Annotated in this window: 24 protein-coding genes; 1 reads left to right on the plus strand and 23 read right to left on the minus strand. The window is 61.4% G+C overall.

What is annotated here, in order from left to right:
• The 22 genes from secY to rpsJ form a co-directional block, all read right to left on the minus strand.
• Positions 1-1,311, minus strand: a complete 1,311-nt coding sequence (secY, locus tag AC5RTE_RS13785; protein ID WP_494041955.1) for a preprotein translocase subunit SecY — start codon at positions 1,309-1,311, stop codon at positions 1-3.
• A 216-nt stretch (positions 1,312-1,527) separates the two neighbouring features.
• Positions 1,528-2,019, minus strand: coding sequence for a 50S ribosomal protein L15 (gene rplO / locus AC5RTE_RS13790; RefSeq protein ID WP_461187377.1), 492 nt, complete (start codon positions 2,017-2,019; stop codon positions 1,528-1,530).
• Positions 2,020-2,226, minus strand: coding sequence for a 50S ribosomal protein L30 (gene rpmD / locus AC5RTE_RS13795; RefSeq protein WP_028269574.1), 207 nt, complete (start codon positions 2,224-2,226; stop codon positions 2,020-2,022).
• Between the two features lie 3 nt (positions 2,227-2,229).
• Positions 2,230-2,952, minus strand: a complete 723-nt coding sequence (gene rpsE / locus AC5RTE_RS13800) for a 30S ribosomal protein S5 (protein WP_494041956.1) — start codon at positions 2,950-2,952, stop codon at positions 2,230-2,232.
• Complete coding sequence (gene rplR / locus AC5RTE_RS13805) at positions 2,949-3,332, minus strand: 50S ribosomal protein L18 (RefSeq protein ID WP_188727435.1); 384 nt, start codon at positions 3,330-3,332, stop codon at positions 2,949-2,951. The genes rpsE and rplR overlap by 4 nt, the downstream gene beginning before the upstream one ends.
• Before the next feature lie 2 nt (positions 3,333-3,334).
• The gene (rplF, locus tag AC5RTE_RS13810) at positions 3,335-3,871 is read right to left on the minus strand and encodes a 50S ribosomal protein L6 (RefSeq protein ID WP_387545494.1); all 537 of its coding nucleotides are present in this window, start codon (positions 3,869-3,871) and stop codon (positions 3,335-3,337) included.
• A gap of 18 nt (positions 3,872-3,889) precedes the next feature.
• The gene (rpsH, locus tag AC5RTE_RS13815; protein ID WP_494041957.1) at positions 3,890-4,288 is read right to left on the minus strand and encodes a 30S ribosomal protein S8; all 399 of its coding nucleotides are present in this window, start codon (positions 4,286-4,288) and stop codon (positions 3,890-3,892) included.
• A gap of 82 nt (positions 4,289-4,370) precedes the next feature.
• Positions 4,371-4,952, minus strand: coding sequence for a 50S ribosomal protein L5 (gene rplE / locus AC5RTE_RS13820; protein WP_494041958.1), 582 nt, complete (start codon positions 4,950-4,952; stop codon positions 4,371-4,373).
• Complete coding sequence (gene rplX / locus AC5RTE_RS13825) at positions 4,952-5,311, minus strand: 50S ribosomal protein L24 (RefSeq protein ID WP_494041959.1); 360 nt, start codon at positions 5,309-5,311, stop codon at positions 4,952-4,954. Before rplX ends, rplE begins: the two co-directional genes overlap by 1 nt.
• Before the next feature lie 3 nt (positions 5,312-5,314).
• Positions 5,315-5,683, minus strand: coding sequence for a 50S ribosomal protein L14 (rplN, locus tag AC5RTE_RS13830; protein ID WP_009358299.1), 369 nt, complete (start codon positions 5,681-5,683; stop codon positions 5,315-5,317).
• A gap of 278 nt (positions 5,684-5,961) precedes the next feature.
• On the minus strand, positions 5,962-6,096 hold the full coding sequence (locus AC5RTE_RS13835; protein ID WP_494041960.1) for a hypothetical protein: 135 nt from the start codon (positions 6,094-6,096) through the stop codon (positions 5,962-5,964).
• Positions 6,097-6,485: 389 nt separating this feature from the next.
• Positions 6,486-6,791, minus strand: a complete 306-nt coding sequence (gene rpsQ / locus AC5RTE_RS13840) for a 30S ribosomal protein S17 (protein ID WP_091415064.1) — start codon at positions 6,789-6,791, stop codon at positions 6,486-6,488.
• Entirely contained in the window at positions 6,788-7,117 is a 330-nt protein-coding gene (gene rpmC / locus AC5RTE_RS13845; RefSeq protein ID WP_163161897.1) for a 50S ribosomal protein L29, read from the minus strand. Before rpmC ends, rpsQ begins: the two co-directional genes overlap by 4 nt.
• Before the next feature lie 2 nt (positions 7,118-7,119).
• Positions 7,120-7,536: a 50S ribosomal protein L16 gene (rplP, locus tag AC5RTE_RS13850; RefSeq protein WP_050054315.1), complete on the minus strand. Its 417-nt coding sequence runs from the start codon at positions 7,534-7,536 to the stop codon at positions 7,120-7,122.
• On the minus strand, positions 7,537-8,370 hold the full coding sequence (gene rpsC / locus AC5RTE_RS13855; protein ID WP_494041961.1) for a 30S ribosomal protein S3: 834 nt from the start codon (positions 8,368-8,370) through the stop codon (positions 7,537-7,539).
• Positions 8,371-8,736, minus strand: coding sequence for a 50S ribosomal protein L22 (gene rplV, locus AC5RTE_RS13860; protein WP_306634843.1), 366 nt, complete (start codon positions 8,734-8,736; stop codon positions 8,371-8,373).
• Between the two features lie 38 nt (positions 8,737-8,774).
• Complete coding sequence (gene rpsS / locus AC5RTE_RS13865; RefSeq protein WP_003803803.1) at positions 8,775-9,056, minus strand: 30S ribosomal protein S19; 282 nt, start codon at positions 9,054-9,056, stop codon at positions 8,775-8,777.
• 12 nt (positions 9,057-9,068) lie between these two features.
• On the minus strand, positions 9,069-9,908 hold the full coding sequence (gene rplB / locus AC5RTE_RS13870) for a 50S ribosomal protein L2 (protein ID WP_309073219.1): 840 nt from the start codon (positions 9,906-9,908) through the stop codon (positions 9,069-9,071).
• A gap of 29 nt (positions 9,909-9,937) precedes the next feature.
• Positions 9,938-10,243, minus strand: coding sequence for a 50S ribosomal protein L23 (rplW, locus tag AC5RTE_RS13875; protein ID WP_011692807.1), 306 nt, complete (start codon positions 10,241-10,243; stop codon positions 9,938-9,940).
• Positions 10,240-10,863: a 50S ribosomal protein L4 gene (gene rplD, locus AC5RTE_RS13880; protein WP_493952914.1), complete on the minus strand. Its 624-nt coding sequence runs from the start codon at positions 10,861-10,863 to the stop codon at positions 10,240-10,242. The genes rplW and rplD overlap by 4 nt, the downstream gene beginning before the upstream one ends.
• Positions 10,864-10,867: 4 nt before the next feature.
• Complete coding sequence (rplC, locus tag AC5RTE_RS13885) at positions 10,868-11,518, minus strand: 50S ribosomal protein L3 (protein ID WP_013601833.1); 651 nt, start codon at positions 11,516-11,518, stop codon at positions 10,868-10,870.
• A 17-nt stretch (positions 11,519-11,535) separates the two neighbouring features.
• On the minus strand, positions 11,536-11,844 hold the full coding sequence (gene rpsJ, locus AC5RTE_RS13890) for a 30S ribosomal protein S10 (protein ID WP_003803825.1): 309 nt from the start codon (positions 11,842-11,844) through the stop codon (positions 11,536-11,538).
• 399 nt (positions 11,845-12,243) lie between these two features.
• Between rpsJ and AC5RTE_RS13895 the strand changes: the two genes are divergently transcribed.
• Positions 12,244-13,680: a GH1 family beta-glucosidase gene (locus tag AC5RTE_RS13895; protein ID WP_494041962.1), complete on the plus strand. Its 1,437-nt coding sequence runs from the start codon at positions 12,244-12,246 to the stop codon at positions 13,678-13,680.
• A 19-nt stretch (positions 13,681-13,699) separates the two neighbouring features.
• On the opposite strand, the gene AC5RTE_RS13900 is transcribed toward AC5RTE_RS13895, so the two are convergent.
• Positions 13,700-13,825: a hypothetical protein gene (locus tag AC5RTE_RS13900; protein WP_494041963.1), complete on the minus strand. Its 126-nt coding sequence runs from the start codon at positions 13,823-13,825 to the stop codon at positions 13,700-13,702.
• Positions 13,826-13,830: the final 5 nt, after the last annotated feature.

Below are 13,830 nucleotides of genomic sequence, written 5' to 3' on the forward strand. Positions count from 1 at the left end.
TCATCGCAAAAGCCCTTCGTAGTGACGTTGTTGTAGCTGCGCATCAATCTGCTTGACGGTCTCCAAACCAACGCCCACCATGATCAGGATCGAGGTGCCACCGAACGGGAAGTTCTGGTTTGCGTTGATCAGTACCAGTGCCACCAGCGGGATCAATGCCACGAAGCCCAGGTACAGGGCGCCGGGCAGGGTGATCCGGGACAGCACGTACTGCAGGTAGTCAGCGGTGGGTTTGCCCGCGCGGATACCTGGAATGAAGCCGCCGTACTTCTTCATGTTGTCCGAGACCTCTTCAGGGTTGAAGGTGATCGCAACGTAGAAGTAGGTAAAGAAAACGATCATGGCGAAGTAAAGCACCATGTAGATCGGCTGGTCGCCGCGGACCAGGTTGTTGTTGATCCATTCCACCCACGGCTGGATCTGCTCGCCGGCTTTGGGCTGGTTGAACTGCGAGATCAGGCCGGGCAGGTAAAGCATGGACGAAGCGAAGATCACCGGGATCACGCCCGCCATGTTGACCTTGATGGGGATGTACGTGCTGGTGCCGCCCACAGTGCGGCGGCCGATCATCCGCTTGGCGTACTGTACGGGGACCCGGCGCTGGGACTGCTCAACGAACACGACCAGGGCCACTGTCAGCAGGCCTATGGCGAGGACCATAAAGAACGTTCCGGGTCCCTGCGAGCTCCAGATGGCGCCGAGGGAGGTGGGGAACGTGGCCGCGATGGACGTGAAGATGAGCAGGGACATGCCGTTGCCCACGCCCTTCTCGGTGACGAGCTCGCCCATCCACATGATCAGGCCGGTGCCGGCCGTCAGGGTGATGATGATCAGGATGGTGGTGATGACGCTGCTGTCCGGGATGATCGGCAGGTTGCAGCCGGGCAGGAGTTGCCCGGACCGCGCCAGGGAAACCAGCGTGGTGGCGTTCAGCAGGCCCAGGGCGATGGTGAGGTAGCGCGTGTACTGGGTCAGCTTGGACTGCCCGGACGCTCCCTCTTCGTACAGCTGCTGGAACCGGGGAATGACCACCCGGAGCAGCTGGACGATGATGCTTGCCGTGATGTAGGGCATGATGCCCAGGGCGAAGATGGACACCTGGAGCAACGCGCCGCCGCTGAACAGGTTAACGAGCTGGTACAGGCCACCGGCGGTCTGACCGTTCTGCAAGCATTGCTGGACATTCTGGTAGTCCACACCTGGCGAGGGAATGAAGGCACCCAAGCGGAAGATGGTGATGATTGCCAGCGTGAACAACAACTTGCGTCGCAGATCAGGCGTGCGAAAGGCCCGGCCAAATGCGCTAAGCAAGCGTCCTCCTGGTGGTAAATAAGAGTGGTGTGATGGGGATCTATAAATCCCAACAACCGAGTCTAACGGTTGGATGTGCCGTGCGAACAATCCGTGGACGTGCGCAAGCGGCAGGTGGCGCGAAAAATACGCCCGGCGGATGTGAAAAACTCCCGGTCTCCAGGGCCTTAGCCCCGGAGACCGGGAGTTCAACAACGGGCTTGGCGCCCACCGGCTCTAGAGCGCGGTGGTGCTTCCGCCTGCTGCAGCAATCTTTTCAGCGGCGCTGGCCGAGAATGCGTGGGCGGTGACGTCAACCTTGACGGTGATGTCGCCGGTGCCCAGCACCTTGACGGGCTGGTTCTTGCGAACTGCACCCTTTTCGACCAGGTTCTCCACGGTGACTGCGCCACCTTCCGGGAACAGCTCGTTGAGCTTGTCCAGGTTTACAACCTGGAACTCAACCCGGAACGGGTTCTTGAAGCCGCGCAGCTTCGGCAGGCGCATGTGCAGCGGCAGCTGGCCGCCGGCAAAGCCAGCCTTGACCTGGTAGCGGGCTGCAGTACCCTTCGTACCACGACCGGCGGTCTTACCCTTGGATCCCTCACCACGACCAACGCGGGTCTTGGCGGTCTTGGCACCCGGGGCGGGACGCAGGTGGTGAACCTTCAGGGCGTTCTGCTTCTCAGCAGCCGCGCTCTGTGCCTTTTCGGCATTGTTCTCTGCCATTTACTTCGCCTCCTCTACCTTTACCAGGTGCGGAACCGTGTTGAGCATTCCGACGGTCACGGCGTCGGCGGTGCGGACAACGGTGTGTCCGATCCGCTTCAGGCCGAGGGACCGCAGGGTGTCGCGCTGGTTCTGCTTGCCGCCAATGGCGGACTTGATCTGAGTGATCTCCAACTGGGTGTCGGAGGGAATCAGGTTCTTAGCCATGACTTAGACACCCGCCTTCTGGTTCAGGAGGGCCTTCACCAGTGCCGGCGGAGCGATCTCGTCGAGGGGCAGGCCGCGGCGTGCTGCCACTGCTGCCGGCTCTTCGAGGCGCTTCAGGGCATCAACGGTCGCGTGAACGATGTTGATGGCGTTGGAGGAACCGAGCGACTTGGAGAGGATGTCGTGGATGCCCACGCACTCCAGTACTGCACGGACCGGGCCACCGGCGATAACACCGGTACCGGCGGAAGCCGGACGCAGCATAACGACGCCTGCAGCAGCCTCACCCTGAACGCGGTGCGGGATGCTGCTGCCAACGCGGGGAACGCGGAAGAAGGACTTCTTGGCCTCTTCTACGCCCTTCGCGATTGCGGCAGGAACTTCCTTAGCCTTGCCGTAGCCAACGCCGACCATACCGTTGCCGTCACCGACGACGACCAGGGCGGTGAAGCTGAAGCGACGACCACCCTTGACCACCTTGGAGACGCGGTTGATGGTGACGACGCGCTCTACGAACTGGCTCTTCTCGGCTTCACGGCCGCCGTCGCGGCCGCCACGGCCACCACGGTCGCCGCGGCCCTGGCCACGGTCGCCACGCTCGCCGCGACGAGCGCCGCCACGGCGGTCGTCGGCAGCTGCGGGGGCAGTGGTCTCAGCGGCAGCTACGGCTTCAGTAGCCTTCTGATCTGCAGACACAGTGTCCTTTTCCTTGTTTGCTTCCGTCACAGTGACAGCCCACCTTCACGTGCACCGTCAGCGACGGCGGCAATCCGGCCGTGGTACTTGTTACCACCGCGGTCGAAGACAACAGCTTCGATACCGGCAGCCTTGGCACGCTCAGCGACGAGTTCGCCAACGCGCTTGGCCTTGGCAGTCTTGTCGCCGTCGAATACACGAAGGTCGGCTTCCAGAGTGGAGGCGCTCGCTACGGTCAGGCCCTTGGTGTCATCGACAACCTGGACGAATACGTGGCGTGCGGAACGGTTGACGACCAGACGAGGACGTACAGCCGTACCGGAGATGCGCTTACGGATACGAAGCTGGCGGCGGCTGCGCGAAGCAGACTTGCTCTTGTTCGTACGCTTCTTGTTAATTGAGATGGCCATGGTTACTTACCAGCCTTTCCGACCTTGCGGCGGATGACTTCGCCGGCGTAACGGATGCCCTTGCCCTTGTAGGGGTCCGGCTTCCGCAGCTTGCGAATGTTGGCAGCAACCTCGCCGACCTGCTGCTTGTTGATACCTGAAACAGAGAGCTTGGTCGGGGTCTCAACTGCAAAGGTGATGCCCTCCGGTGCGGAGACATTAACCGGGTGGCTGTAACCGAGAGCGAACTCAAGGTCAGATCCCTTGGCCTGAACGCGGTAACCGGTACCGACGATTTCAAGCTTCTTCTCGTAGCCCTTGGTAACGCCCTCGATCATGTTGGAGATCAGGGTGCGGGTCAGGCCGTGGAGTGAACGGGAGGCGCGCTCGTCGTTCGGGCGGGCGACAGTCAGGGTGTCTGCTTCCAGGGAAACCTCGATCGGGCTGGCCACAGTGTGGTTCAGCTCGCCTTTGGAACCCTTGACGCTGACGACAGAGCCGTCAACCTTGACCTCAACGCCGGCAGGAACGGTGATGGGGAGACGTCCAATACGTGACATTATTCTCTTCCTTTCCCGTTACCAGACGTAAGCGAGGACTTCGCCGCCCACGCCCTTCTTGCCGGCCTGCTTGTCAGTCAGGAGGCCGGAAGAGGTGGACAGGATTGCGACACCCAGGCCACCCAGCACGTGCGGCAGGTTGGTGGACTTTGCGTAAACACGCAGGCCCGGCTTGGAGATACGGCGAACACCAGCGATTGAACGCTCGCGGTTCGGTCCGAACTTGAGCTCGAGGGTCAGCTTCTTGCCAACCTCTGCGTCTTCTTCCTTCCAGCCGGCGATGAAGCCTTCGGCCTTGAGGATGTCAGCAACGCGTGCCTTGAGCTTGCTGTACGGCATGGACACGGAATCGTGGTATGCCGAGTTTGCATTGCGCAGACGCGTAAGCATGTCTGCGACAGGATCTGTCATTGTCATGGTGGGCTCTTGCCCTTCCTCATAACGGTTTCCGCGGTGCTGCTTTTTACAGCCGGACCGCCGGACCTTTTACGTAGTTAGATTAGTCTTCGGCCTTGAACGGGAAACCAAGCGCCTTGAGCAGCGCGCGGCCTTCGTCATCGGTCTTGGCAGTGGTGACAACCGTGATGTCCATACCGCGGACGCGGTCGATCTTGTCCTGGTCGATCTCGTGGAACATAACCTGCTCGGTCAGACCGAAGGTGTAGTTGCCGTTACCGTCGAACTGCTTGCCGGAGAGACCACGGAAGTCCCTGATGCGGGGCAGTGCGAGGCTGACCAGACGGTCCAGGAATTCCCACATGCGGTCGCCACGCAGGGTGGTGTGTGCGCCGATGGGCATGCCTTCGCGCAGCTTGAACTGTGCGATGGACTTGCGGGCCTTGGTTACCTGCGGCTTCTGGCCGGTGATCTGGGTGAGGTCGCGGACAGCGCCGTCGATCAGCTTGGAGTCCTTGGCGGCATCTCCAACACCCATGTTCACAACGACCTTCACGAGGCGCGGAACCTGGTTGACGTTTTCGTACTTGAATTCCTCAATGAGCGTGCTCTTGATGGAATCGGCGTACTTGGTCTTCAGACGAGGAACGATCTTCGTTGCCGGAGTCTCGAGAGTCTCAGTCATTAGATGTCCTTCCCTGAGCTCTTGGCCACGCGGACACGCACTTCGCGCTGGACGCCATTGCGCTCAACGGTTTCGGTGCGGAAGCCGACGCGGGTGGGCTTCTTGGTGGACGGGTCAACCAGAGCCACGTTGGAGATGTGGATCGAAGCTTCAACAACCTCGATGCCACCGGTCTTGGTGCCGCGCTGCGACTGACCGACCTTGGTGTGCTTGGTTACGCGGTTGATGCCTTCGACCAGCACACGGTTGGTGTCGGGGAACACGCGCAGGACCTTGCCCTGCTTGCCGCGGTCGCCGCCGCGCTCAGCCTTGGCGCCAGTGATGACCTGAACGAGGTCACCCTTCTTGATCTTAGCCATGGACTAGAGCACCTCCGGAGCCAGAGAAACGATCTTCATGAACTTCTTGTCACGGAGTTCACGACCAACCGGTCCGAAGATACGGGTACCGCGGGGGTCACCGTCGCCCTTCAGGATCACAGCTGCGTTCTCGTCAAACTTGATGTAGGAACCATCCGCACGGCGGCGTTCCTTCTTGGTACGGACGATGACTGCCTTGACAACATCGCCCTTCTTTACGTTGCCGCCCGGGATTGCATCCTTGACGGTTGCGACAATGACGTCGCCAATGCCTGCGTAGCGACGGCCAGATCCACCGAGAACGCGAATGGTAAGGATTTCCTTAGCACCCGTGTTGTCGGCGACCTTGAGTCGCGACTCCTGCTGAATCACTATTTACTCCTTGCGTCGCGCCGGTTCTCAGACCGAAAATCTTCCTACGGAATGAGCCTTGCGGAACGGTTGATCGGGGTGTCTCTTGACCTGCCTGGATTTTGCCAGACCAGGCCTAAACTCCCGTGCCAGAAGCAGTTGCTCCCATCCGGTCCAGGAGAATCCTGGGCGCAAGGGGGCACTATGCTGTGGCACGCTTGTTTACGAGGTTTGATGTCGGCGCACGAAAGGCGCCATACAAACTCAAAATCTTAGCACGTTTTCCGTTCAACCCCATATCACCGCCGGCGCTCCCCTGCAAGACGGACGACGGCGGCGCGCGCGGCAGCCTCCATTCTGCCCGCCTCGGTGACACTCCCCCGCCAGTCCCGGAGCGCCGCCGTCGTGCACGGCAGGCCGGCACGCTCTCTCACTCCCTGCAGCCTTTTCACCGACGCTCTCTCACTCCTTGAGCTTGACCAACGTGAGGTGATAAAGCGTCCTTCAAAATGCGACGGTAACTGAGAGAGCGTTCGTCCAATACCTGCGATAAGTGAGAGAGCGTTTGAGAGGGAACGACGGCGCAATCCAGGGCAGCCTCTCGGCCTGCCTCGGCACCACTACCCCGCATGCCCCAAAAACCCCAACGCCGCCGTCGTGCACGGCAGGCCGGCACGCTCTCTCACTTCCTGCAGCCTTTTCACCGACGATCTCTCACTCCCCGCCGCCTTTTCACCGACGCTCTCTCACCGTCCAGCCGTTAACGCGGAAGCCCCCGCTTCCCAAAGGGAGCGGGGGCTTCCGGTTACCGAAGCAGCAGGTGCTACTTGGCCTTCTCGAGGATTTCCACGAGCCGCCAGTTCTTGGTGGCGGACAGTGGACGGGTCTCGGCGATGACAACGAGGTCGCCGATGCCGGCGGTGTTCTCTTCGTCGTGGGCCTTGACCTTGGAGGTACGGCGGATGACCTTGCCGTACAGCGCGTGCTTCACGCGGTCTTCGACCTGGACAACGATGGTCTTTTCCATCTTGTCCGAAACCACGTAGCCGCGACGCGTCTTGCGGTAACCGCGCTGCTCAGCCGTGGCTGCGGTAGCAGTTTCCGTCACGTTCTGGTCCTTTTCACTCACTTGGCATCCTCCTCGGTCTCAACCGTTTCAGCCTTGTCGGCCTTCTTGGTCGCTGCCTTCTTGGACTTCTTTTCTTCCTTGGCTTCCACAACCGGTGCGGCAACCTCGGCACGAATGCCCAGCTCGCGCTCACGGAGAACGGTGTAGATGCGGGCGATGTCCTTCTTTACCGCGCGCAGCCTGCCGTGGTTCTCCAGCTGTCCGGTGGCGGACTGGAAACGCAGGTTGAACAGCTCTTCCTTGGCCTTGCGGAGTTCTTCAACGAGACGCTCGTTGTCGAAACCGTCCAGCTGTGCGGGAGCCAGATCCTTGGATCCTACTGCCATTTCTATTCACCACCTTCGCGACGCAGAATGCGTGCCTTCAACGGGAGCTTGTGGATTGCCAGGCGCAGGGCCTCGCGTGCTACCGATTCTTCGACGCCGGAGATCTCGAAGAGAACCCGACCCGGCTTGACGTTTGCGACCCACCATTCCGGTGAACCCTTACCGGAACCCATGCGGGTTTCGGCAGGCTTCTTGGTCAGGGGACGGTCCGGGTAGATGTTGATCCAGACCTTGCCGCCACGCTTGATGTGGCGGGTCATCGCGATACGGGCAGACTCGATCTGACGGTTGGTGACGTATGCCGGGCTCAGGGCCTGGATGCCGTACTCACCGAAAGTGACCTTGGTGCCACCCGTAGCAGCGCCGGAACGACCCGGGTGGTGCTGCTTACGGTGCTTGACTCGACGTGGGATAAGCATTTAAGCCTGTCCTCCTTCTGCTGCTGCCGGAGCTGCAGCTTCAGCTGCCGGAGCCTCGGCAGCAGGAGCTGCGTCAGCGGCCGGACGGTCGTTGCGACGGCGGCGGTCACCACGGTCAGCGCCACCCGGGCGGCCCGGACGGTCGCCGGAGCGTCCGCGGGACGGGGCGGAAGCGGCCTGCTGGGCCAGTTCCTTGGCGGTGACGTCACCCTTGTAGATCCAGACCTTCACGCCGATGCGGCCGAAGGTGGTCTTGGCTTCGTAGAAGCCGTAGTCGATGTTCGCGCGGAGGGTGTGCAGGGGCACACGGCCTTCGCGGTAGAACTCCGAGCGGGACATTTCAGCGCCGCCCAGTCGACCGGAGCAGGCGATACGGATGCCCTTGGCACCTGCACGCTGCGCGGACTGCATGGCCTTCTTCATCGCGCGGCGGAAAGCCACACGTGAGGTCAGCTGCTCAGCAACGCCCTGGGCAACAAGCTGGGCTTCCATCTCGGGGTTCTTGACCTCGAGGATGTTCAGCTGAACCTGCTTGCCGGTGAGCTTTTCGAGCTCGCCGCGGATGCGGTCTGCTTCTGCTCCACGGCGGCCGATGACGATGCCGGGGCGGGCCGTGTGGATGTCCACGCGGACACGGTCACGGGTGCGCTCGATCTCAACCTTGGCGATACCGGCGCGCTCCATGCCCGTGGACATGAGCTGGCGGATGCGGATGTCTTCGCGAACGAAGTCCTTGTACCGCTGGCCGGCCTTGGTGCTGTCAGCGAACCAGTGCGATACGTGATCGGTGGTGATGCCGAGTCGGAACCCGTGCGGGTTTACTTTCTGTCCCACTTAGCGAGCCTCCTCTTTCTCCGGGGTAGCGACTACCACGGTGATGTGGCTGGTGCGCTTCTTGATCTGAAATGCACGACCCTGGGCACGCGGCTGGAACCGCTTCATGGTCGGGCCTTCATCAACAAACGCTGCGCTGATGATGAGGTCGCCTTCGTCAAACGCCACGCCGTCGCGGTCCGCGAGGACCCGGGCGTTGGAGATTGCCGACTGAACTACCTTGAATACCGGCTCCGAAGCTGCCTGGGGGGCAAACTTCAGAATTGCCAGAGCCTCATTCGCTTGCAAACCACGAACAAGGTTGACGACGCGCCGGGCCTTCATAGGCGTTACGCGGATGTGGCGCGCAATTGCCTTGGCTTCCATTGCTTTCCTTCTCTCGTCTTTGACGTAAGTGCAGGCGCCTAGCGGCGCTTGCCCTTACGGTCGTCCTTGACATGGCCGCGGAATGTCCGCGTGGGAGCGAATTCGCCGAGCTTGTGCCCGACCATCGACTCAGTGACAAACACCGGGATGTGCTTGCGTCCGTCGTGTACGGCGATCGTGTGCCCGAGCATGTCGGGGATGATCATCGAACGGCGGGACCAGGTCTTGATGACGTTCTTGGTGCCCTTTTCGTTTTCCCTGGCTACCTTCACAAAGAGGTGCTGGTCAACGAAAGGACCTTTTTTCAGGCTGCGTGGCATGTGTCCAGGCTCCTATCGCTTGTTCTTGCCAGTACGACGACGACGCACAATAAGCTTGTCGCTCTCTTTGTTCGGGCGGCGCGTGCGGCCTTCCCGCTTACCGTTCGGGTTGACGGGGTTACGTCCACCGGACGTCTTGCCCTCGCCACCACCGTGCGGGTGGTCAACCGGGTTCATGGCGACACCACGGACGGTCGGGCGAACGCCCTTCCAGCGCATACGGCCGGCCTTGCCCCAGTTGATGTTCGACTGCTCGGCGTTGCCCACCTCGCCGACGGTTGCGCGGCAGCGCACGTCAACGTTGCGGATTTCACCGGAAGGCAGACGCAGCTGGGCGAAACGGCCTTCCTTGGCAACGAGCTGGATGGATGCACCGGCGGACCGGCCCATCTTGGCGCCGCCACCCGGACGCAGTTCAACTGCGTGGATAACGGTACCCACGGGGATGTTGCGCAGCGGCAGGTTGTTGCCAGGCTTGATGTCAGCGTTGGCACCTGCTTCCACCATGTCACCCTGGGCCAGCTTGTTCGGCGCGATGATGTAACGCTTGGTGCCATCAACGTAGTGCAGGAGGGCGATGCGAGCCGTACGGTTCGGATCGTACTCAATTTCAGCAACGCGGGCGTTGACGCCGTCCTTGTCGTGGCGACGGAAGTCGATCAGACGGTACTGGCGCTTGTGTCCGCCACCCTTGTGACGGGTGGTGATCTTACCGGTGTTGTTACGGCCGCCCTTTTTGGGCAACGGACGTACCAACGACTTTTCCGGCGTCGACCGCGTGATTTCAATGAAGTCCGCTACGCTCGAGCCACGACGGCCCGGGGTAGTCGGCTTGTATTTACGGATTCCCATAATTTATTTCCTCGTTAAAGTGGTCTCCGCTACGCGAGCGGACCGCCGAAGATGTCGATAGTGCCTTCTTTGAGGGTGACAATCGCACGCTTGGTGTTCTTGCGGGTACCCCATCCGAATTTGGTGCGCTTGCGCTTACCGGCACGGTTGATGGTGTTGATCGATTCGACCTTGACGGAGAAGATCTTCTCCACGGCCAGCTTGATCTCGGTCTTGTTCGACCGGGGGTCCACCAGGAAGGTGTACTTGCCCTCGTCGATCAGGCCGTAGCTCTTTTCCGACACGACGGGTGCAAGCACGACGTCGCGGGGATCCTTGATGGTGGCTGCACTCACTTGGCATCCTCCTCGTTCTTTGCCACTGCCTTGCCGGCAACGAATGCTTCGTAGGCAGCCTTGGTGAAGACAACGTCATCAGACACGAGAACGTCGTAGGTGTTCAGCTGGTCTGCGTACAGAACGTGAACACCGGCGAGGTTGCGCACGGACAGTGCAGCAACGTCGTTGGCGCGCTCGATGACAACCAGCAGGTTCTTGCGGTCGGAAACGCCGCGCAGGGTTGCGAGTGCAGTCTTGGCGGAAGGCTTGGTGCCCTCAACCAGTTCAGCAACAACGTGGATGCGTCCGTTACGCGCCCGGTCGGACAGTGCGCCGCGCAGTGCAGCAGCAATCATCTTCTTGGGGGTGCGCTGGCTGTAGTCACGCGGGGTGGGACCGTGGACAATGCCACCGCCGGTCATGTGAGGAGCACGGATGGAACCCTGACGGGCGCGGCCGGTACCCTTCTGCTTGAACGGCTTGCGTCCTGCACCGGAAACTTCAGCGCGGGTCTTGGTCTTGTGGGTACCCTGGCGAGCAGCAGCGAGCTGGGCTACGACAACCTGGTGCAGCAGCGGCACGTTGGTCTGTACGTCGAAGATCTCTGCAGGCAGGTCAACCTGGACAGTGTTAGCCATTGAACTAGGCTCCCTTCACGGCGGTGCGTACGAGGACGACCTGGCCGCGGGCGCCGGGAACGGCACCCTTGATAAGGAGCAGCGACTTCTCGACGTCAACCGCGTGGACCGTGAGGTTCAGCGTGGTGTGACGAACGGCGCCCATGCGGCCGGCCATTTTCATGCCCTTGAAGACGCGGCTCGGGGTGGATGCGCCACCGATTGAACCGGGCTTACGGTGGTTCTTGTGGGCACCGTGGGAAGCTCCAACGCCGTGGAAGCCGTGACGCTTCATAACACCGGCGAAGCCCTTACCCTTGGTGGTGCCGATGACGTCGATCTTCTGGCCGGCTTCGAAGACCTCTACGGAGAGCTCCTGGCCCAGCTCGTACTCGGCAGCATCTGCGGTACGGAGTTCGACGACGTGGCGGCGAGGCGTGACGCCTGCCTTCTCAAAGTGACCAGCCAGCGGCTTGGTGACCTTGCGGGGATCGATCTGGCCGTAGCCGATCTGTACGGCTACGTAGCCATCAGCTTCTGCGTTGCGCAGCTGGGTGATGACGTTCGAATCTGCCTGGACCACAGTGACGGGGATGAGCTTGTTGTTCTCGTCCCAGACCTGGGTCATGCCGAGCTTCGTGCCCAGCAGGCCCTTTACGTTACGGGTTGCGGTCATAGTCTCTCAGCACCTCCCTACAGCTTGATTTCGATGTTCACGTCTGCCGGCAGGTCGAGACGCATGAGCGAGTCAACAGCCTTCGGCGTGGGATCGATGATGTCGATAAGACGCTTGTGCGTGCGCATTTCGAAGTGCTCGCGGCTGTCCTTGTACTTGTGCGGAGAGCGGATTACGCAGTAAACGTTCTTCTCCGTCGGCAGCGGCACGGGGCCAACTACAGTTGCGCCTGCGCGCGTGACCGTCTCAACGATCTTCCGTGCTGAAACATCAATGACCTCGTGGTCATATGACTTCAGCCGGATGCGGATTTTTTGTCCCGCCATGTCGCCTGACTCTCTTTCAGTCTGTGCTTCCCCTGATTAGGGCTGCCCTGTTCACTTACCTGTTGTGCGGCTGCCGAAGCATTTGAAGTCGTAACTACCACCCGCCGCACAAGCTGAATCCGGATGAATCCGGGTTCCTCAACCTGCCGGCGCAACCGACCCCCGCGGTCGGGCGTGTCGCGCTGTCCGCGCGTACTCGTCCGCAGTTCCTTGGGAAGTGGGTTATGTTTGGGCTCTTCCCTGGACCCTGACACCCGGCATTATCCGGATCGGGACGCGAAAGAGCGCTTGAACAACTCATCTAGTATGCCGGATTCCGGCGCCAGAAGCGAATCGGCCCTTTGCCTCCCCCGCTCCGGGGTCATTGCCAACGGCAACAACCGATTGGATGATAGGGACATGACGCTGGAGAGCACCGAATCCGTGACTGAACTGGCCAGCCGCATGCCGCCGTCGTTCATGCTGGGCGTCGCAGCCGCAGCCTTCCAAATAGAGGGAGCCCTGGCTCAAGGGGGCAGGGGTCCTTCGGGGTGGGACGCCTTCGCGGAGAAGCCCGGCAGCATCATGGACGGGCACTCCCCCGCTGTGGCCTGCGACCACTACAACCGCCTGCCGGAGGACCTTGCCCTGCTGCAGGAACTGGGCGTGGACTCCTACCGCTTCTCAATCTCCTGGCCGCGCATCCAGCCGGACGGGCGCGGAGGCCTGAATCCCGAGGGGCTGGACTTTTATGACCGGCTGATCGACCAGCTGCTCGCTGCCGGCATCTCCCCCATGGCCACCCTCTATCACTGGGACACCCCTCTGCCGCTGGAACAGCGCGGCGGCTGGATGAACCGTGAGACAGCCGAGCGGTTTGGCGAGTATGCCGCCGCCGCCGGCGAACGCTACGGCGACCGCGTGGCGCAGTGGGTCACGCTGAACGAGCCGTTGTCGGTGACCCTGAACGGGTACGCCCTGGGCGTCCACGCGCCCGGCAAAACACTCATGTTCGATGCCCTGCCTGCCATCCACCACCAACTCCTGGCCCACGGTCTGGGCGCACAGGCTTTACGGGCTGCCGGGGTCAAGGGAGATGTTGGCGTTACCAACCTCCACTCACCGGTCCGGCCAGCCAGCCGGAACGTTGGTGACAGGCTGGTGGCAACGATGTACGACCTGCTGATGAACCGCATCTACGCTGATCCCGTGCTGCTGGGCCGCTACCCCAACCTTCCGCTGTATGCCAGGCCGTGGCTGCGCTCCATTGGCAAGCTTTCCGACGCCGACCTGCGGACCATCCACCAGCCGCTCGATTTCTACGGCCTGAACTACTACTACCCGGTGAAGGTTGCCATCGGCCGCGGCGTGACGCCCATACCGGCCAATACGCACAAGGCAGTTGCCCGGCTGCCCTTCCATGAGGTGGGCTATCCAGAGTACGACAGCACCGGATTCGGCTGGCCCGTGGCACCTGAACATTTGGGTGTCCTGCTCAAGGAACTGCAGGACCGGTACGGTGACGCGCTCCCGCCGGTCTACATCACCGAAGGTGGAGCGAGCTTCCCCGAACCTGAGCGTGTCACCGGTCCCGTCCTGGACGAGGAACGGGTGAACTACATCGCTTCCCACCTGCGGGCTGCGCTGGACGCCACCTCACCCGGAGGGATGGCGTCGGGCGTGGACCTGCGCGGCTACTACGTATGGACCCTAATGGACAACTTTGAATGGGCAGCAGGCTACTCACAGCGCTTCGGCCTGGTGCACGTGGACTTTGAAACACTGGAGCGTACGCCCAAGCAGTCCTTCTACTGGTACCAGGCCCTGATTAAGGCAAGGAAAGCCGCGGCAGGCTAAGCCCTGCCGCCGAAAGCCGTTACTGGTTTTTGTTCGCCCGGTTGATCCGCTTGGCGCGGTCAATCTCGCGGCGGAAGTGCTTTTTGGCCCAGAAGACACCTGCCACCACGGCCACCGCGATGATCAGAAAAATAAGCCATCCCATAATGA

The sequence above is a fragment of the Arthrobacter sp. K41 genome (assembly GCF_059089645.1).